The following is a 19,066-nucleotide window of genomic DNA, read 5'->3' as shown; positions in this document are numbered from 1 at the left end:
ATTTTCTGTTAGAACTTAAAGTTAAGTCTGGCAAAAACCTGCCTTCCTGCAAATCCCATCTGTACAGGATCAAAAATACCTCCGGATTCTGTATTTCCGCTAGTTACTTGGGTTGTCTGTAAAGTAGGGTAACGGTTGAATAGGTTTTTACTTCCCAACGTCAGATTCAGATTTTTAGAAAATTCACAGCCAAAAGACAGATCCGTTGTTACCTTTGGATTATATACCTGCTTTGCGCCGTCATACCCAATTAAGGTTACTTTATCAAACCTTACCATCTGCAGATTTACATTGAATTTGTTGATTTTATAGTTAAGATTTAAATTAACTTTGGTTTTTGGCGCTGAAGCCAGAATAAATGCCTTTTCTCTTTCGCTCAGATAAATATCTTCTTTCCCTGCCAGCTGTTCGGATGTATTTACCTTGGTAATTTCCATGTCGTTATAGTTTCCGGCTAAAGTGGCAGTGAGTTTTCCGGAACCTATATTTTCGCTATAGCTTAAAATAAGGTCAACCCCTTTCGTACGGGTATCAATTGCATTGGAAAAGAACTGCACCTGGTCAATAAATGGATTCTCCGCCTGAACTTCTGCCGGTAAGTCTTCTTGTGCAAAATATCCGGTAAGGACGATTCTGTCTTTCACTTGAATATAATAACCATCTATTGTTGCTGTAAATTTTCCTGTATTGAAAGTAAATCCGGCACTTCCATTTACAGAAGTTTCCTGTTTCAATTGGGGAATTCCAAGGCTGCTTGCCAGCTTGCTGTCATTAGAAGCGAGCTGAATAGTGACCAGTTTACCGCCCTGGAAGTTGGTGAACTGCTGGCTGTAATACTTCTGCGCCAGAGAAGGCGCTCTGAATCCGGTAGAAACGGAACCACGGAAAGCAAACTGCGGAGTGATCGCGTATCTTGTCGCAAATTTTCCATTCAAAGTACTTCCAAAATCATTATAATTTTCAAATCTTCCTGCAACACTTATCATCCAGTTTTTTGTAACATCTAATTCCGTATCTATATATGCTGCAAAATTATTTCTGCTTTTGCCTAAATCAATAGAATAGCCGGGAAACCCTTGTGATCCCCCAGGACGGTAACGTGTAGGATCAGAACCAGGTACTGATACCCATAAATTTTGTGGAGTATCTTTTGTAACCACATTTCCATTGATATCATACATTGCATAGGAGGCTTCTTCACCTTTGATAATATTAAATTTTTCATACCTGAATTCTGATCCGAAAGCAATATTCAGTCCTTCCAGTACTTTAAATTGTTTCACAGCATTAAAGCCAGTCGTATTCTGCAGCAATGAATGCCCTCCGGCATTAAAGCTTGTCGGTGATTTCACTCCCAAAGTAGCATTGATGGTATTGTCAATCTGATAGGTAAACCTGTTATTGCCAAAAGCATTGTAAAAATCCACATCCCAGTCTAAGACCTTAAATTTTAAACCATTGTCAAAAGTAAAATCTGAAATGCTGGTATTTTCAATCGGATTAAAGCCTGAAGGATATATTTCAGGGATATTTCCATCTGCATCCGCTGTCCTGGTCCACGCATAGGCTTTGGTGTTTCTGTGTGAAAAACCCTGACGGGAATAAAATTTTAATCCATCTGATAGAGGAAGTTCAACATTGCCGAAAAAATAAATATTTTGAGCCTTGGCATCTCCGAAGCGCTGTCTTGGTGCCAGAGATGGTTTATTGTAGATATCGGGATTGGCATTACGTATCGCATAATCTTTGTTGATAAATTCTGCTGTAAAATTTCCAAAGCCGCCTTTTGATCCTATTTTAGTTCCGAAATTCCCGCTGAAATCAAAAGTAGTCCCATCCACTTTGTGATCGGAAACAACATCATTATTTCCGGGGCTTTTGAAAAGATTCATTCCATAGAATGCATTGCCTTCAAAACCTTTGTCACGATCATTAAGGATCACGTTAATTACCCCTGCAATAGCATCCGATCCGTATTGGGCAGAGGCTCCGTCACGAAGAACTTCCACTCTTTTGATGGCGCCAATAGGAATGGTATTCATGTCATATCCGGTATTTCCTCTTCCTTTGGTTCCGAAAAGATTGATCAGTGAAGATTGATGGTATCTTTTCCCATTCAAAAGAAGCAACGTCTGATCAGGGCCAAGACCTCTTAAAGTGGCGGGATCTACTGCATCAGCACCGTCGGATCCTGATTGTTTGTTGGAATTGAAAGAGGGAGCAGAAAACTGTAAGAGCTGGTTGACTTCCACCTGGCCGGTTGACTGGCTTACCTGTTTAATATCGATGATATCAATAGGGACAGGAGTATTAACAACGGTTCTTTTTTTATTCCGGCTTCCGGTAATGGCTACTTCGTCTATCTTTGATTCTTTTAAAGTATCCTTTATTTGCTGGGCATAGGAAAGGGTAGAAGCTCCAAGGAAAATAATGCTGATGTATTTTATTTTCATATTGATAATTTTGAGTGATGATTCAATCAAAATTATCAATATTTATTTTTAAATCAATATCGAAATTTAATATTTAGTATGAAAGTCTTAATTTAATATTGATTTGTGTTAATTTCGGTAAAATAATAACTTAATATTCGATTTTAATGAAAAATTTTAACATTAAAAGCTTGTAATCATTCTGTTAATTCCTTCTTCTAAAATTTCTCTTGAAGTGGAGAAGCAAATCCTGACATGTCCTTCCGCTCCTTTTCCAAACCATCTTTCCGAACCGGGTACTATTGCAACTTTTCCCTGCTGCAGAACATGCTGTGCAAAAGCATCGCTGGTCATTCCGTTTTTGATCTTTGGAAACAGGACAAAGGTAGCTTCAGGCAAATTAGGCGTTACAATTTCGGATTGGCTTAATAAGCTAAATGCAAGATCTCTGTTGCTTTGTAAATGTGCTAAAAATTCTCTGTACCAGGGTTTTGCTTTCTCAAGGGCTACACTTGCTGCAATTTGTGATAAGGTAGAAACTCCTTCTATTGTCGAATTGAAATTTGATTTTTCGGTAAAATCTTCAAGAACGTCCTGGTCATTACATAATATAGCTCCAATTCTCAAGCCGGCAATTCCAAACGATTTTGAAAATCCATATACCGTAAAACTTTTTTTCTTCGCTTTTTCTGAAACGGAAGAGTATGTATAAAAATCTTTATTGTCATAAATGATATCACTCCAGATTTCATCACTCATCACCCAAAGATCATGAGCGGAAGCAACCTCAGCTATTTTTATCAGGATTTCTTTAGAATAAACCTTTCCGAGTGGATTGTGAGGATTGCATATACTGATCAGCCTGGTTTTAGGGCTGATTAGAGAAACCAGTTTTTCAAAATCAATTTCACCGGATGTTGTATCCACAGGGCAAAGCGTGATCTTTCCGCCAGCAGTTTCCACTGATTTTTTGAAAAGAAAATCTACCGGATCTAGAATAATGGCTTCATCGCCGGGTTTAAGAACATAAGATGCAATAAGAAACATTCCCTGAGCAGCACTGTTAACTGCCAGAATATTTTCAGGAGTAAAACTTCCGTGTTTTTCCTGATTGAAATGATCGGCTACGCTTTTTCTGAATTCCGGCAGTCCGGAAAATGGTCCGTAGCTTAAATAGCCATCTTTAAGATATTCAATAATTCCCTGTTCTATTTCAGGCGCTGTTCTGAAGTCCGGATCAGCAGCTGTAAGAGGAATAATACCATCTTCCACGGTAGCCCATCTTCCGTTGTAGGCTTTTCTTTTCAGGGCTTCAAAATTGATATCGTTATTGGTAAACATATTTATTTATAAGATATGGGTAAAATATTTTTTGATTGTTGGTGAAGAGGAAGCAGGAACTGTTCTAACAAGGTTCTTCCGTTACTGATGTGAGTTTCAATTTCGGGTTTTCTTTCTGCTTCATACTTTTTAAAAGCTTCTTCGGTGTTTTTTTCTTCGACTAAATATTTAGTGAGAGTGAAAGAGTCTTTTAATGCGGAAGTAACCCCCTGACTGGTAAAAGGAATTAAGGGATGTGCTGCATCCCCGATGAATACAATATTGTCTTTATAAAACGGATGTAATTTTTCCAATTCATAAACACACCATAAATGCACGTTTTTATAGTCTGATTTCTGTATAATGGAAGGAATCAAAGGGTGCCAGTCTTCAAATACTTCAAGCATATATTTCTTCAGGTTCTCTGGCGAACATTCGTTGATCATGTATTTTTTGTTATCAAACTGTGAATACCACAGAATAGTGTCTTCCGAAAGCCTGAGGATTCCAAAAGTCAGTCCGCCTTCCTCGTGATGAAATTTTATGAAGTCATTCTCAATGGAATCTGCGATTTCTTTGTCTTGTATGATATTGACCACTTCACTTTCTCTTACCACGCTCATTTTTTCATCTTTAAAAAGATCCCTTCTGATACGGCTTTTAGAACCATCAGAAATGACCGTAATATCAGCATCAATATCGGTTCCGTCAGAAAGCTTTAGTCTTCCGGTCTGTTGATTATCAGGGATTACAGTCTCTTCATAGGTAATCTTTTCGGGAGAAATGCTTTGTGCCAGGAGATTTATTAAAGAGTGTCTTGAAATGGCAAAAACATGGTCCAGTTTCTTTTCTGTCAGAATCTTTCCTGTATGAGAATACTGGATGTATTTTTTCAGAAAATTTCCGTGTTTGAGGAGGGTTTCAGGATCAATTATCTCATAAAGATAGTCCATCCCTTCCTTGGGAATGAGAAAGCCATGGCCTGACAGATCTTCCTTTTCTCTTCTTTCATAAATATGATAGTCAATCTTGTGTTTTTCTAAGTAATTTGCCATGGTTAGGCCAGAGATGCCAGCGCCCACGACAGCAATTTTCTTCATTCGGAATAACGGATTTTTTCAGGTTTGTTTTTTAAGTATTGTTAATCTGTGTTATTAGACAATACAAAATTAACTTAAAAACAGTCACTATTTCAAAAAATGAATCAATTCGCTTTCGTTTTCTTTAAAAATAAATTGAAAAAGAGGTTATGATGATGAGTTATAAAAACATATGATTGATTTATATCTATTTTTTAACTGTATTTATTTCCGATATTTGAATGGTTATGAGGCTGTTAAAAGGTGAATTATTTCCATAAAAACAAAAAACCGGAAAAATTCCGGTTTTATGATTAGGCTTTTTCAAGCTGAACAGTAAAATGTCTTAAGATTTCGGGTTCCCAGGTGATCTTATACCCTTTTGCAATCTCTTCACGTCTTTCATAAACGTTCTTTATAGCAGCAGCAATATAATCCATATGATTATTGGTGTAAGTTCTTCTTGGAATTGCGAGACGTACCAGTTCTAATTTCGGGTAACGGTTTTCCCTTGTTGCAGGATCTCTGTCTGCTAATAAAGTCCCGATTTCTACAGTTCTGATTCCTGCTTCTTTATAAATTTCAAGACCAAGTGTCTGCGCTGGATATTCTTCACGGGAAACATTCGGAAGGAAATTTAAAGAATCAATAAATACGGCGTGTCCCCCGATTGGTTTCTGAACAGGAATTCCATATTCGATCAGTTTATTCCCAAGATATTCAACCTGGGAGATTCTGCTTTCAAGATAAGCAAACTCAGTCGCTTCGTCCAGACCTACAGCCAGTGCTGCCATATCTCTTCCGGCCATTCCACCATAAGTAATAAAGCCTTCGTAGATAATGGTAAAGTTGGATGCCTTTCTGAACACTTCTTCATTATTCAAAGCGATGAATCCACCAATGTTTACCAGCCCGTCTTTTTTGGAACTCATTGTCATTCCGTCTCCGTAAGAGAAAATTTCCTTACAGATGTCTTTAATGCTTCTGTTTTCCTGTCCTGCCTCTCTTTTTTTGATGAAATAGGCGTTCTCTGCAAATCTCGCTGAATCAAAGAATACAGGAATTCCATATTGATCAGAAAGGGCTTTCACAGCTTTCATATTTTCCAGAGAAACAGGCTGTCCTCCTGATGAGTTACAGGTAATGGTAATCAGACAGAAAGGAATACTTTCTTTAGGATGACTTTTATAAACTTCTTCCAGTTTTTCAAGGTTGATATTCCCTTTGAAAGGATGAAGGTCATTGATGTCAAAAGCTTCATCAATCGTACAATCTATTGCATGTGCCTTTCTGAACTCGATATGACCTTTTGTAGTGTCAAAGTGTGAGTTTCCCGGAACTACATCACCTTCTTTTACCAATACGGAAAAAAGCACGTTTTCAGCGGCTCTTCCCTGGTGGGTTGGTAATAAATATTTGAATCCTGTAATTCTTTCAACGGTTTTCTGTAATTGTTCGAATGAACGTGAGCCTGCGTAGCTTTCATCTCCTGTCATTAAAGCAGCCCATTGTTTATCGGACATTGCTCCGGTTCCGGAATCAGTAAGCAGGTCAATATAAACCTGAGAAGATCTTAAATTGAAAAGGTTATAATTAGCTTCTTTAAGCCACTGCTCTCTTTCTTCTCTGGTAGACTGGTAGATTTCTTCCACCATTTTGATGCGGAAAGGTTCCGCGTACGGTAAATTCATGAGTTAATATGTTTTAAATTGTTTGTAAAGAAAATGTGCTTGAAAATAATTTTCAAATTTCATCAAAGTATATATAAGGCGGGAAAGTGACTATTCCGGAGCCTTAAATATATTTTCATCAGAATGGAATCCGGCTACACCGCCGCTTACTGCAAACTTCATGGCAGAAGCTGCTGTCATTCCCACTACAGGTTTGATGTTTTTTTCTTCAGTAACAATTACCCAGCCCGAGATGGCGTACGAGTGGGGAAGATATACCGCAACGTAATTATGCTTGTCAACGTCCGACATTTCTTTTTGGGTCAAGAAACCGATTCTCCAGATTTCGGGATTTTCATTGGTTTTTACCCATACAGGATCGTTGAATTTTTTCTTGTCCCCTACAAATGAAGACATGACGTCTTTTGTAGGAGTATAAATGTGTTTTACTCCGGGAGTTTTCTCAAGCAGGCTGTCCATTGTGTCGAAAAAGAATCTCCCGACCACAAATTTATTTCCTAAATATCCCAGAATAGCAGTAAACAGTATAATAGATACGAAAACAAGCCCCGGCACCTGCTTGGCAAGTGAAGGAATAAGATTGTCAATGGCACTTACAATATACCAGATGACAAAAATGGTAAGCCCGATAGGACCAATAATTACTAATCCCTGAAAAAAATTCTTCAGGAAAAGATTGGCAATATTTTCAAAGCTTGGCTTCTTCAATGGATACTCTTTACTGTTTGTATTTTAACCGTGAATGGTTTCTTTGTTTCCGTAGGATTTAATAATGCTGGCTTCATACTCCAGCCATTCTTCCCAGCGATGGTTTACTTTTTCAGGATTACCAAGCTGCCTTGCAAATCCTATAAAAGTAGTGTAATGATTAGCCTCGGAAATCATCAGTTCTCTGTAGAAAACTTTAAGCTCTTCGTCTTTGATATTTTCTGTAAGAACTTTGAATCTTTCACAGCTTCTGGCTTCAATCATAGCGGCAAACAGCATTTTATCTACGATGAGGTCTTCTCTGCTTCCCTGAACGATAAATTTCGCCAGTTCATTCACATAATCATCTTTTCTGGCTCTTCCAAAAGTATAGCCTCTCTTTTTGATGATCTCGTGTACCTGATTGAAATGATCCAGCTCTTCCTGTGCAATGGCAAGAAGTTCTGTTACAATGTCAGGATATTCAGGAAGCATCGTGATCAGTCCAATAGCATTGGTGGCTGCTTTTTGCTCACACCAGGCATGATCTGTTAAAATTTCTCCAATGTTTCCTTCTGCAATATTTGCCCACCTTGGGTCGGTAGGTAGTTTCAACTTAAACATGTTGTAAATTTTTTGTAAATTTAAACAAATTGAGGTAAGAAATGTGACTTTATTTCAATTTGATCATTAAAGTCTTAAGAGGCTGTCTTCCTTCTTAGGAATTCCAAAATATTCCAGCCTAAGGTATCAACCTTTTTCAGCCCTGCAGAAATTACAAAAGCTAAAATGATATTAATGATATAAATAATGATCATCAAAATCCACCAGGACATATTTTCTTTTAATGGAACCACCAGGAAATAGACCAGCGAAGAGCTGATTCCCTGTGCAAAATAGAAGAATATAGCATTCCTGCCGATATAAGTGATGAAATTTTCTTTTGTGATCTTTAGCCTGTTATAGAGAACAAATAATGTCACCAGAGAGAATAATGCCCAGATGATATACGGGATTTTCGGCGGGAATTTGTTTTTATTGATTTTATAGAAAATATCTCCTCCATAATACCAGAACATCCACACGAGAGCAGCTCCTACGAGCGCATATAATAGAGGAATTGCTTTAACAGGAATTTTTTTTCCACGCATTTTGTTCCCGATTAAAAATACAGCAAGATAAAAAGCGACATATCCCACCTGTCCGGTTGGATAATATTCCGGGAAAATATTAAATAATAAAGTTAAAGCAATGCAAAGTCCGATAAACCAGTTGATATGTTTCGGGAAAAATCTCAAGATGAGAACTCCGAAAACGGTTAAAATAAAATACACCTTAAGGTACCAGAAACTTCCCATGACAACCGGAAAGGTATCGGCATTGGTGTATTGATGAAGATACCAGTTTCCGAGATTTTCCCATTGAGGAACTGCTGAAATGCTGGTAGTGGAATATTTGGAGCCAAATGTTGAATAAAAACTCTGGAGCCATTCCATAGAAAAGAAACTTAGTCCGAAAACTTTAAAAAAGTAATCTAAAAAGAAGAGGAAAGTCACAAATATCATATACGTGATCTGCAGTTTCAACAACCGGTATAGTGTTTTTTCAATATTAGCTCCGGAAGTAATGCCACTCAGTGCATAAAAAAGAGCGACGTCAAAAACAAGGGAGAATACTCTTACTTCTGCAGGAATATAAAACTGTCCGGACCAGAAAGCAGTATGGATAAATATGATGGAAAGTGTTGCCAGTCCTTTGGCGAAATCAATATAAAGATCTCTGTTCATTTTAGATGGGTTGGAAGTTCTTTTGTAATTTGTTTTAGCTGTCCGCGTTCGAAAAAATATAAATTGCCTTCCCATTCTGGTTTTTGAGTATGGTCCAGCCCACGAAGATCGTTTTCGAAATATCTGGTGTATGTCATTCTCATATTCGAGTTGTAAAAATCATTGTCAATCGCAAATAGAGGTTCTGTGAAGACAGCTGAGCGTTGATTGGTTGTCTCGCTGATATTATGATAGCCACTCATAATCAGGAATAATTTATATCCTTTCTCTTTAGCATATGTTTCGTATGAAGACATTGGAAGGCACAATTTTGATGAACAGCCATTGGTAAATATATATACTAATGATTTTGGGTGATTTGCCAATTCTTTCTTTAGCTGAAGACCATTGATCTTATAAATATGCCGGGTATCTGTTCTTGAAAAGTCCTCTACAGGAATAATGCTCTGTTGTTCGGAGGGAGAGAGTTTGCCATAATCACTCGTTATTCCGGCAATTGTACATGAGCTTAGAGTGAAAAAAGAAATGATGAACAACAAATACTTCATGAATTTTTTTTTCAAAAATACAAACAAATTGATTGGGTTGGGTATAAAAGCTTTTAAAACAAAAAAGGGGCGGAACATACTGCCCGCCTCCTTTCTTAAATATGCTAAAAATGAATGTTCTCGTTTATTGAAGATGTTTAAATTCTTCTGCAGAAATTTCTCCTGACTGAATTTTTCTCAGCTCATCTATATATTGGCTCATATAAGCGTCAATTTCAGGATTTACTGTGTTTTTAGCCATCTTATACGTACCGTTCAAAACTCCCTGATAGTAATAGAAGAAGTTGTAATCGAAATTGGAAGCGTTAAGATCGTATTGGCCTAGAAGGAATCCTAAACGAACTGCTGATCTTCTTTGCGCCGGTGTTCCGTGATGGTTGACATTGGTCGTCTGATAGTCTCCGATGCTCTGAGCAAACTCATAAGCTGCTGCAATTTCAGGGAAGCTGGTTTTATTGTAACCATTAGGTCTTCTCAGATAATATCCTGCGAAACCATCTGCTTCAAGCTCGTTCGGTCTGTATGTTGATTCTGATACAGAAGGAAGATTGAAGATGTACTGAAGCTGATGTCCGTATTCGTGGGCAAGGATCATTGCGTTTACAATATCGCCACCTTTTGATTTTGCATCATAATAGATAGCATATCCGTAATAGATCTTTCCTGTAGAATAAGAAATAGCGTTGTACGTAGAGTTGAAATTGGAAGGGTCATTTACAAATCGCAGTGTAGGAGCGGTTCTTCCCCACATGCCTGCAATTTTAGTCATCTGACCGTTCATGAAATTGGTGTCTGTGGAGTTTTGAAGGCCTGTCAGCAAAACAGAACTTGAGCTCCAGTTGTTGTCTACGTAAGAGCATCCTTTTTCAGTATTTCCCGGCTGATCAATTTTTGCACTAAGTGCTTCTTGCTGAGGTTGAACATTGCTGTCCATCTGGTCATCACTACATGCCGTCAATGAAGTGACAGCAATGGCGCCTGCTAATAAGCAGAGATTAAAGTTTCTTTTCATATATAAATTTCAATTTGGTAAAACGAAGGTAATAAATTATCTCTTAATTGTGAGTACTTTATTTCAAAAAATTATTCAAAACATAGTGAATAGGATTTTATTTAAAAAAACATTGCTTTGATTGTAAGCTATTTAGAAATTTATATGTATATTTGCACCTCGAAATAACTAAAAATTTATAAACAATGTTTGCAATTGTAGAAATAGCAGGGCTTCAATACAAAGTTGAGCAAGACCAGAAGTTGTTTGTAAACCGTTTAAAAGGAGATAAAGGAGGAAAAATTTCTTTCGATAAAGTTCTTCTTACTGTAAACGGTGCAATCACTGTAGGCGCCCCAGCTGTAAACGGAATCACTGTTGAAGCAGAGATCCTTGACCACGTAAAAGCTGATAAAGTAATCGTTTTCAAAAAGAAAAGAAGAAAAGGTTACAAAGTGAAAAACGGTCACAGACAATCTTTAACTCAAATCGTAATCACTGGTATTACAGGATTTGAAGGTGGAGCTAAAAAAGCTGCTGCTAAAAAAGAAACTGTGAAAGGTGAAGTTCTTTCTGACAACGCAACTGTTAACTTTGGTGAAGATCACGAGCTGAACTATCACTTAAAGAAAAACAACTTGTCTCAGTCTAAAGAGAACAGAGAAACTTTAATTACTTTAGGTAAAGCAGTTAAAGTTGAATTAGAAAAGAATGTTCTTACTCATGAAGAAGTAGATGCTGCTATCATTAAGAACATTGATCAATTTAAAGCACTTAATAAATAATCCAGTAATAAAATGGCACACAAGAAAGGAGTCGGTAGTTCCAAGAACGGTAGAGAGTCTCACTCTAAAAGATTAGGTGTGAAGATTTTCGGAGGACAAGAAGCTATTGCCGGAAATATTATTGTTAGACAAAGAGGTACTCAGCACCACCCAGGTGATAACGTGGGAATCGGTAAAGATCACACTTTGTTTGCATTAGTAGATGGTAAAGTAGTTTTCAGAAAGAAAGCAAACAACAGATCTTTCGTATCTGTAGAGCCAAACGCATAATTTTGTAAGCGTTTTATAAAAATTAAAACCTCAGTTTTTACTGAGGTTTTTTTATTTACGGATTGCTTAGTATTCATTTATTCGTGAAATATTTTATATTTGTTCACTGCCACATTTGTGGTACAGTTGCGATAGCCGAAAAGCATCAAGAGTAGGCAGCATTAAAACAAATATCTATGAAAAATGTAAAGAAATTAACCAGAAAAAATTTAAAAGGAATTGCCGGTGGGATAGCTGCCAATTGTCCTTCTATGTTTCAGTCCTGCGAAGAATGGTGCAGCTGGACTCCATGGCAGAAATCACACTGTATTTTGTCTGAACCATGTACGGAATGCTTTTAATGATAGAAGAAAAATGCCCTTTGAGATTGTATAGAGCTGAATCGTGAAGGTTCAGCTTTTTATTTAGTTAAAAATATTTAAATAATATCTTCAATAAGTGAAATATTAATATATTTAGCCGACTTTAAAACAAAAGAATTATGCGGAAGCCGAAAAGCAAAAAGAGTAGGTGATAAATAAAACTAAACAATCATGAAAAATTTAAGAAAATTAACGAAGAAAAGTCTGAGAAGTATTAACGGAGGTGAAGTATGGTGTCCGGCAAAGCCTATTACATCATGTAGCGTATGGTGCGGACTTACGAATGAACAGAAAATGCGATGTCTGCTTGATGTAGAAGGTTGTGAGTGCTTTTAATAACCTCTCATTATATAGAATAAAGGTAAATAAATTTTCGGCGGCTTCAAAGAAGCCGCCGAAACTATTTTATTGTCTAGAATCCTACCTGGAACCCTGCCTTAACACCGAATTTTGAGATATCCGGTTTGTCAAGATAATTTCCTCTCCAGTTGAAATCCACTCTGAAAATTCTGAGATTTCCGATTCCTATATTTTCAATCCCGAAGCCGTATTCATAATAAATATGTTCGCTGGGTGCAGAGTATTTAAATCCTTCCACATTGATGGCTTTGGATGCATCACTTAATGTTCCGTATGCACCTCTGATAAATGCAACCTCTCTAAGCTTCAGTTTTTTAATCAAAGGAATATAAGAAAGGATCTTACCGTTAAAATGGTGTTCTAATTGAAGGGTAGTATAAGCATCAGTTACAAATTCATAATAATTAAGCTGTGAGAATGTATTGGGTACCAAACCATATGAAAGGTTGGCAGGGATTATATTCTGTAATGCCAAAGGAACAGTGCTGAAATTCTTTCCTGCTTCGAAATTAACAACCAGTTTTCCCATGCTTCCAATCAAAAACGGCTTATAGAGCATAAACTGCAGCTTGTCATAATTAAAGTCAGCATTGAATAAACCTTCAATACCTCTGGTATATCTTAAAACAATCGTTGGAGCCAGGTTTCTGGCCTGATAACGGTCAATTCCGGTTTGGGAAAATTTAGCGCCGGGCTTTGCGATTAAGCTGATGGTAACATGTGAGTCATTAACGGTCTTTCTCAGCTGTCCGTCTTTATAATACATCAGATTGAATTTCTCAGGAATTGCAGATTTAATGCTCTGCATCACTCCATCTATTCTTATCTGAAAGTTTTTCCACGGTTCAATAGCTGCAAAAACACTTGTTTTATTGACAGAACTTAAAGAAATGTTTTCCCCTCTTGCAAAAAAAGTGCTGGTAGATGAGGATTGAGGTGTAACGCCATCACCGGATGTAAGCTGTCCTCCAAGCTGAACAATATCTCTGCTGGTTCCTGCTCCAATCATAAAACGGTTCAGCTTATTGAACATATACCTTGCCTCAACTCCATATTTGATCTGCTGGTCTTTGAACCCGTAGGCTGTATAAAACTGGGCTCTCCAGGTATCATTCAATCCGAAATAGGTTCTTGCTCCCAATCGTATTCTGTCTCCTTCTACTTCATTTCTTCCATAAATTGAAAATATGGGACCAATATCTATTCCTTTGAAGGCATTATAATAACGTGAACCAAGGGTTTCAAACAGCTTCACCATCCTGTTGAATTTCGGGGTCTGCTGAAGCTGGTCAAGCATGTTGTAAACGCCCTGCTCTGCTTTGGATAAAGTGTCGGGTCTGACCTTTGTCCAGTAAGCTTCATCTTTATTGGTAAACTGGTCTTCGTATTCTTCTTCAGTACGCTTGAAAACCTTTGGGTCTAGAGGCTTATTAAACTGATAATCGGAATAATCTACAGATCTTTTGGCGATGATGCTTTTGGCTCCTTTCTTTTTTGAAAAAGGACTCATTTCAAATTCGGTAATCAGTTTTTTAGGAAGAAACGTGGCATCATCAGGATTGTCGTATTCTACCTGAGTATAGACACTGTTGACAAAGTTGACATTGATTTTCTGGGTTGACTTCAATGTTGCTCCTAATACAGCATAAGTATCTGTATCAATATAAAGATTTCCTTGGAATGCAAGGATATCTTTTCTTTTTGGCTGGTATCTTATCTGGAATGCTTTTTCCCCACGGATCGTAATGGTGTCCATAAGGCTGTAATCGTAGGTGCTGAAACCATCCGTTCCTACCGGACTCTGGAAACCAATGTCGAAGTAATTCAGGGTATTATCGTAAATATTAATATCACGATAGAGGTTTTTAGCTGAAACGGTAATCACCTGATTGTCCTGGAAACCTGAAGTTTTCTGAGCAACCAAAGTTCTTTTACTGTCTTTATCCGGTTTGTTTTTACCATAATTTTCATAAACCGCTTCATTCAGGAAGATGGGAAGTCCAAGTCTTCCGCTTGCTGTGGAATCTGCATAACTGAAAATGAAATCAAGTTTATTGAAGATCTTTTTCTTCATAAACGCACTGTCCAGATTGTTCAGGTCAAACTGCGTTTTTTCATATTCTTTGTAGGAATACGTATCGAACTTTTCTAATCCGTTATTTCTTTTTTGTGCCCAGACCTTCTGCATAATAGCATAAGCGGGGTTTTCTTTTTTATTTTTGTATTTAGTCTTACCGCTTTGAAGAACAATCTCCTGGATGTCACTTACTTTAGCTTGCGAAAGCTGTACGAAAATATTTTCTGCATTTTCTGGAGTAATGTCAAGGGTTTCCGTTACATAGTTTTTTCTGGAAAATCTTAACTGATGGATAATGCTGTCTGACTGAACGGTGAAACTACCTGAAGTTGTCGTCAGGGAAGGGGTCGCATTATTGTTGATGAAAATATCAACTTTATTCAGTTCTTTATTGTTCTTTTCGTCAACCACCTTACCGCTGGCCTTGTTTTGAGCGCATACGGAACCGGAGAGAATCAGGAAAAAAAATAAAAGATAGTGTTTTTGGGAGTTATTGTTTAACATCATTCGTTTCTTCAGGCAATTAGCATAAACAAAAAGCATGCAGTTTATTTAAAAAAAGGTAAAAAAATAAAATATTTTTATTCTACCTTATAAAACGACAAAAGTAACGAAAATAATATAAGTGTTGTTGAAAAAATAATTGAAAATTTTAACGCTTAAGAGATAATAATCAGAGGATTAATGGAATGGATAAAGTGGTCGCCTTTATAAGTTGACTCTGATACTTTTAAGAATATAAAATAAAAAAGACCTACATTTCTGTAAGTCTTTTTGCTCCTCCTGCTGGGCTCGAACCAGCGACCCTCTGATTAACAGTCAGATGCTCTAACCAACTGAGCTAAGGAGGAATGTCCTTTGTTTTAAGTGGTGCAAATATAATATGAATATTGGTACCAAGCAAGTTTTATCCCTTATTCTTGAAGATTTTTAACTAAATGTATTGAATTTCAATAAGAAATATTTTATCTTTTTTCAGTCAATCCCGGAAATATTCTGTCTAATAAAGGAATTAACTATGTCATTTGGGATGTTTATGATATTGCTAATTTAATCCGGTCCTGAAAAACCGTTATTTCAGGACCGGATATAATTAAAAAGACTACATTTATTTCTTTAAATCTTTAAGAATTTCCTGAACAGCTCTTTCCAATTGAGGGTCATTGTTCTGAAGACGGTCCATGAAGGTATTTTTTACGTAAATATCAGGTTTCACACCGGTTTTTTCAAGGTTTTGTCCGTCCAGAGTATAAGTTCCCCACGCCGGCAGCCTGTAAGAAGAGCCATCAACCAAGCCTTTTGCTGAAGTAAAAATAATCCAGCGATAAGTATCCTGACCGATAATTTTACCCAGTTTAAGCGCTTTGAATCCGGCTGCTGTCATTTCAGCATCGCTTAAGGAAGCTTCATTGATCAAAAGAACAATCGGTTTTCCTGAAGGTGCAAAATTAGGCTGAGTTGTTATTTTCCCTTCGCGGTATTTCCATTGAAGATAAGGTCTTTGAGAAAGGAAATTCAATACTTTATCATGAACATTTCCGCCCGTATTATACCGTAAATCGAGAATAACGGCGTCTTTCCTGTTTTCCTGCTCTACCATATCCAGAAGGAAGCGGTCCAGCTCATCAGTAGACATATTTTTCATGCATGAATAAGCAATACGGTTATTGCTGAGCTTGTCTACACGCTGATGGTTATTGTAGATCCAATCGTCGTAAAGCAATGATTTTAATTCCCCATTTGAAATAGGATGTACTTTGGATGTTATATTTTTACCACCGCGGCTGAATGTAAGAACGAGTTCCTCCTGCTTTTTAGGGGTGGTAAAATAAGTTTCCCGGTTTTCATCAGGATCAACCTTTTTTCCGTTGACTGCAATCAGCTGGTCTCCTGGTTTAATATCAACACCGGTGCGGAAGGCAGGAGATTTTCTTAGGATACTTTCTACCATATAAGGCTGGTCTTTTTTGAAGATAATCCCCGTTTCGTTGGTAAAATAGTTCAGGAACATTGCCTCTTCTTTTCCGGATGAAGAAAATCCTGTATGCGAAGAATTAAGCTCGCCTAAAAGATCATTGAGTAAAATTCGCAGATCATTTCTGTTGTGTACATACGGAAGATATTTCGCGTACTGTTCTTTTTTTGCTTTCCAGTCAATTCCATGAAATTTTTCATCGTAGAAGTTTTCCTCAACACCTGTCCATGCTTCAGCATACATCTGGGTAAATTCGGAAGCTAAATCTTTATCAAAACTATATTGGATGTTTATTTTTTCAGGTTTTAAGGCTGATACAGTTGTTTTATAAATATTTCCTTCAATCAGGGCAAATAGATTTTTATCATTTTTGGTCAGGTAGTAAGCTGCTTTATCAAAGACTTTTTCAGATTTGGCAGGTTCAAAATCAGTAAACACCTTTTTGAAAAGCTGCCTTTTTCCGTTATCCTGGTTGGAGTTAAATAGCAGAATCTCTTTTTTGTCATCTGCAAAAACAGCAGGGTCGTCCTGATATCCATAACGGTCGGTAACCAGTTCAATTCTGTCCAGTGTATCTTCAGGATTAACTTTCAATTCTTTTATTACCGGCTCTTTTTCTTTCTCTTCCTTCTTTTCTTTGTCCTTGTCTTCCTCTTTTTTATTTTTTTTGTCTTTGGTGTCTTTGGCTGTGTCGGAAGGTTTTGCTTCCTTTTTTTCTTCAATGAAAAGGTTGTCGAATTTTTCTGACTTAAAAGGCTCGTCAAACCAATCCAAAGCCATTCTGTAAATATTAGACTTCTGCATTCCTAAAGGGTAGGACGGATTGGTTCTGTCACTGGCGAAATAAATGTATTTGCCATTAGGCGACCACACAGGATCTTCTTCTGAGACACCGGTATTGGTAAGGTTGAGAGTCTGTCCTTTTTTGATGTTATAGATGAAGATATCAAGCTCAAAATTTCGTTTCGCTGAAAACAAAACATATTCATTATTGGGCGAAAAAGAGGGTCTTGAGTTTTGGAATGCCCAGATTTCGTCTTTTACAATAGTCGTTGAGTTAAAATCTTTCAAATCCAGCAATCTTACTTCATCACGACCGCTTAAGTAAACCGCTTTTGAAAGATCATTGTTTAGCGTTATGCTGCGATTATTTCGTAAATCCTGAGTGAGTTGCTTAGGCTGACCTTTCCCATCTGCAGAAACAGTAAACCAGTTCTGATATCCGTTATAGGTCTGATTATAAAGCAAAGTACGGTTGTCTTTCAGCCATTTTACTTCCATAGCACGTTCTTTCCCATCAGTAACCTGTTGTGCGAATTTTCCCTCGACATCAGAAACAAATAAGATACCGCGGCTTATAAAAGCCATTTTCTTACCATCCGGGGATACATCATAATAAGAAATATTATTTTCCACATTGAAGTTCTGTTCTTTCTCCAGTGTTTTATTGGTATTCAGATTAACGTTAAGAAGTCTCGTTTTTTTTGAGGCTACATCGTAAGTGTAAAGTTGATAATCTTTTTCAAAAATAATTTTAGTGCCGTCTGCTGATACAAAAGGTTTTTTAATAGAAGTATCAAATTGGGTTAAAGCTGTTTTTTTACCACCTTCAATTTTATAAAGATTGTATTCTCCGTTATTCTCATCCGAAATAAAATAAATAATACCGTTTTTATCTACACTTGGATTAAAATCCTTTCCTTCATAGTTGGTGTACTGCTTAAACGTATTATTTTTTGGGTTGTATCCTAAGATGTCGGGATTGTTTTCTCCTTTATAACGCTTACGCTGTACCTGATGGGCGCTTTCAGATGAACTTGTGAAAAGATATTCACCCGCAGGAGTTTCTGCGAGACCATTCGTATTGTTAAAATAATTGTTGAAAAGCTTCTGTGGGGTTTTCCCTTCAATCGTGGTTTTAAAACTTCCGAAATTATTATTTCTGTTGGAAGTAAAGTAAATTGTTTTGCTGTCCCAGGACCAGTTTTCTATTTCATCTTTTCCGGTATGAAACGTCAGCTGTTTGATTGTTCCGCCTTCTGAAGGCATTACATAAAGATCATAATTTCCGTATTGGTTGGAACTGAATGCGAGCCATTTTCCATCCGGAGAAACGCGGGGATTGATTTCCTCGCCGTCCAGAGCGGTAATCCTTGAGGCGTTTCCTCCGTTGGAATCTACCCTCCAGATGTCGCCGTCATAAGAAAAATAAGCAGTCTTGCCATCAGGGCTCAACGAAGGACTCGATAAGAAATAAGATTTTTCCTGTGCTGAAATCCCGATCATAGAAAATGCTGTGAATAACGAAATAATAGTTTTCTTCATGGTATAACTAAATATGATGCAGTATTATAATATTGATTTTATGTTTTTAGTTTTAAAGTATTATTGGATATAAGTCTCTCAGATCCGTCTACTTCTTAAAAGAATAGTCGGATTATTAAAGGAATCGTTACATACAAAATGTCTCAGAAGGAGAATAATATTCAATAAAACAGATAAATACTTCGTAAAACTTAACATAAGTTACAAATATCTGTCTTTTAAATTAAGTATGGCTTAAATAAAAACTGTACTGTATGTTTGCTTAGTAAAAAACCTTCACCACTTTGGTGAAGGTTTATAATATTAATATGAGTTAGAAATTATTAAAAGCTATATCCTGTTCTCAGGTATAAGATAAATCTATTCCTGCTTCAGAA

The 19,066-nt window shown here is 37.0% G+C and carries 15 protein-coding genes and 1 tRNA gene; 4 read left to right on the top strand and 12 right to left on the bottom strand.

The window, feature by feature from the left end:
- Positions 1–8 precede the first annotated feature (8 nt).
- The 9 genes from EL165_RS15195 to EL165_RS15155 form a co-directional block, all read right to left on the bottom strand.
- Entirely contained in the window at positions 9–2,453 is a 2,445-nt protein-coding gene (locus EL165_RS15195) for a TonB-dependent receptor plug domain-containing protein (RefSeq protein ID WP_002984053.1), read from the bottom strand.
- 162 nt (positions 2,454–2,615) lie between these two features.
- Complete coding sequence (locus EL165_RS15190; protein WP_002984052.1) at positions 2,616–3,773, bottom strand: pyridoxal phosphate-dependent aminotransferase; 1,158 nt, start codon at positions 3,771–3,773, stop codon at positions 2,616–2,618.
- A gap of 2 nt (positions 3,774–3,775) precedes the next feature.
- Positions 3,776–4,852: an FAD-dependent monooxygenase gene (locus EL165_RS15185; protein ID WP_002984050.1), complete on the bottom strand. Its 1,077-nt coding sequence runs from the start codon at positions 4,850–4,852 to the stop codon at positions 3,776–3,778.
- A 293-nt stretch (positions 4,853–5,145) separates the two neighbouring features.
- Positions 5,146–6,522: a tryptophanase TnaA gene (tnaA, locus tag EL165_RS15180; RefSeq protein ID WP_002984049.1), complete on the bottom strand. Its 1,377-nt coding sequence runs from the start codon at positions 6,520–6,522 to the stop codon at positions 5,146–5,148.
- A 90-nt stretch (positions 6,523–6,612) separates the two neighbouring features.
- Positions 6,613–7,230: a DUF502 domain-containing protein gene (locus tag EL165_RS15175; protein WP_002984047.1), complete on the bottom strand. Its 618-nt coding sequence runs from the start codon at positions 7,228–7,230 to the stop codon at positions 6,613–6,615.
- A gap of 24 nt (positions 7,231–7,254) precedes the next feature.
- Complete coding sequence (locus EL165_RS15170) at positions 7,255–7,833, bottom strand: MiaE family protein (protein ID WP_002984045.1); 579 nt, start codon at positions 7,831–7,833, stop codon at positions 7,255–7,257.
- A gap of 74 nt (positions 7,834–7,907) precedes the next feature.
- Positions 7,908–8,996, bottom strand: a complete 1,089-nt coding sequence (locus EL165_RS15165; RefSeq protein WP_002984043.1) for an acyltransferase family protein — start codon at positions 8,994–8,996, stop codon at positions 7,908–7,910.
- Positions 8,993–9,544: a hypothetical protein gene (locus tag EL165_RS15160; protein ID WP_126358656.1), complete on the bottom strand. Its 552-nt coding sequence runs from the start codon at positions 9,542–9,544 to the stop codon at positions 8,993–8,995. Before EL165_RS15160 ends, EL165_RS15165 begins: the two co-directional genes overlap by 4 nt.
- A 124-nt stretch (positions 9,545–9,668) precedes the next feature.
- A complete protein-coding gene (locus EL165_RS15155; RefSeq protein ID WP_002984038.1) occupies positions 9,669–10,556 on the bottom strand; it encodes a neutral zinc metallopeptidase in 888 nt (295 codons plus the stop codon).
- A gap of 185 nt (positions 10,557–10,741) precedes the next feature.
- On the opposite strand from EL165_RS15155, the gene rplU reads away from it, so the two are divergent.
- The 4 genes from rplU to EL165_RS25860 all read left to right on the top strand — a co-directional run bounded on the left by rplU (position 10,742) and on the right by EL165_RS25860 (position 12,288).
- Positions 10,742–11,320 (top strand): 50S ribosomal protein L21, encoded by a 579-nt coding sequence (rplU, locus tag EL165_RS15150; protein ID WP_002984036.1) that lies wholly within the window; start codon positions 10,742–10,744, stop codon positions 11,318–11,320.
- 12 nt (positions 11,321–11,332) lie between these two features.
- A complete protein-coding gene (gene rpmA, locus EL165_RS15145; protein WP_002984034.1) occupies positions 11,333–11,590 on the top strand; it encodes a 50S ribosomal protein L27 in 258 nt (85 codons plus the stop codon).
- A gap of 176 nt (positions 11,591–11,766) precedes the next feature.
- Positions 11,767–11,931: a bacteriocin-like protein gene (locus EL165_RS25865; RefSeq protein ID WP_002984032.1), complete on the top strand. Its 165-nt coding sequence runs from the start codon at positions 11,767–11,769 to the stop codon at positions 11,929–11,931.
- A gap of 192 nt (positions 11,932–12,123) precedes the next feature.
- The gene (locus EL165_RS25860; protein ID WP_164720338.1) at positions 12,124–12,288 is read left to right on the top strand and encodes a bacteriocin-like protein; all 165 of its coding nucleotides are present in this window, start codon (positions 12,124–12,126) and stop codon (positions 12,286–12,288) included.
- 76 nt (positions 12,289–12,364) lie between these two features.
- On the opposite strand, the gene EL165_RS15140 is transcribed toward EL165_RS25860, so the two are convergent.
- The 3 genes from EL165_RS15140 to EL165_RS15130 all read right to left on the bottom strand — a co-directional run bounded on the left by EL165_RS15140 (position 12,365) and on the right by EL165_RS15130 (position 18,689).
- Positions 12,365–14,896, bottom strand: a complete 2,532-nt coding sequence (locus EL165_RS15140; protein ID WP_228370582.1) for a DUF5686 family protein — start codon at positions 14,894–14,896, stop codon at positions 12,365–12,367.
- Positions 14,897–15,166: 270 nt separating this feature from the next.
- Positions 15,167–15,240: transfer RNA gene (locus EL165_RS15135), tRNA-Asn, on the bottom strand.
- 257 nt (positions 15,241–15,497) lie between these two features.
- Entirely contained in the window at positions 15,498–18,689 is a 3,192-nt protein-coding gene (locus EL165_RS15130) for a S41 family peptidase (protein ID WP_002984029.1), read from the bottom strand.
- Positions 18,690–19,066 lie beyond the last annotated feature (377 nt).

The sequence above is a fragment of the Chryseobacterium gleum genome, assembly GCF_900636535.1.
In the GTDB taxonomy this organism is placed as follows: domain Bacteria; phylum Bacteroidota; class Bacteroidia; order Flavobacteriales; family Weeksellaceae; genus Chryseobacterium; species Chryseobacterium gleum.
Note: the sequence above shows the minus strand (reverse complement) of the source record. Positions and strands in the feature narration are given on the sequence as shown.

Coding starts and splice junctions, on each gene's coding strand:
- rpmA (WP_002984034.1), top strand. CDS start 11,333: ATGGCACACAAGAAAGGAGTCGGTAGTTCCAAGAACGGTAGAGAGTCT.
- EL165_RS25860 (WP_164720338.1), top strand. CDS start 12,124: ATGAAAAATTTAAGAAAATTAACGAAGAAAAGTCTGAGAAGTATTAAC.
- EL165_RS15130 (WP_002984029.1), bottom strand. CDS start 18,689: ATGAAGAAAACTATTATTTCGTTATTCACAGCATTTTCTATGATCGGG.
- EL165_RS15190 (WP_002984052.1), bottom strand. CDS start 3,773: ATGTTTACCAATAACGATATCAATTTTGAAGCCCTGAAAAGAAAAGCC.
- EL165_RS25865 (WP_002984032.1), top strand. CDS start 11,767: ATGAAAAATGTAAAGAAATTAACCAGAAAAAATTTAAAAGGAATTGCC.
- EL165_RS15195 (WP_002984053.1), bottom strand. CDS start 2,453: ATGAAAATAAAATACATCAGCATTATTTTCCTTGGAGCTTCTACCCTT.
- EL165_RS15170 (WP_002984045.1), bottom strand. CDS start 7,833: ATGTTTAAGTTGAAACTACCTACCGACCCAAGGTGGGCAAATATTGCA.
- rplU (WP_002984036.1), top strand. CDS start 10,742: ATGTTTGCAATTGTAGAAATAGCAGGGCTTCAATACAAAGTTGAGCAA.
- tnaA (WP_002984049.1), bottom strand. CDS start 6,522: ATGAATTTACCGTACGCGGAACCTTTCCGCATCAAAATGGTGGAAGAA.
- EL165_RS15155 (WP_002984038.1), bottom strand. CDS start 10,556: ATGAAAAGAAACTTTAATCTCTGCTTATTAGCAGGCGCCATTGCTGTC.
- EL165_RS15165 (WP_002984043.1), bottom strand. CDS start 8,996: ATGAACAGAGATCTTTATATTGATTTCGCCAAAGGACTGGCAACACTT.
- EL165_RS15140 (WP_228370582.1), bottom strand. CDS start 14,896: ATGATGTTAAACAATAACTCCCAAAAACACTATCTTTTATTTTTTTTC.
- EL165_RS15160 (WP_126358656.1), bottom strand. CDS start 9,544: ATGAAGTATTTGTTGTTCATCATTTCTTTTTTCACTCTAAGCTCATGT.
- EL165_RS15185 (WP_002984050.1), bottom strand. CDS start 4,852: ATGAAGAAAATTGCTGTCGTGGGCGCTGGCATCTCTGGCCTAACCATG.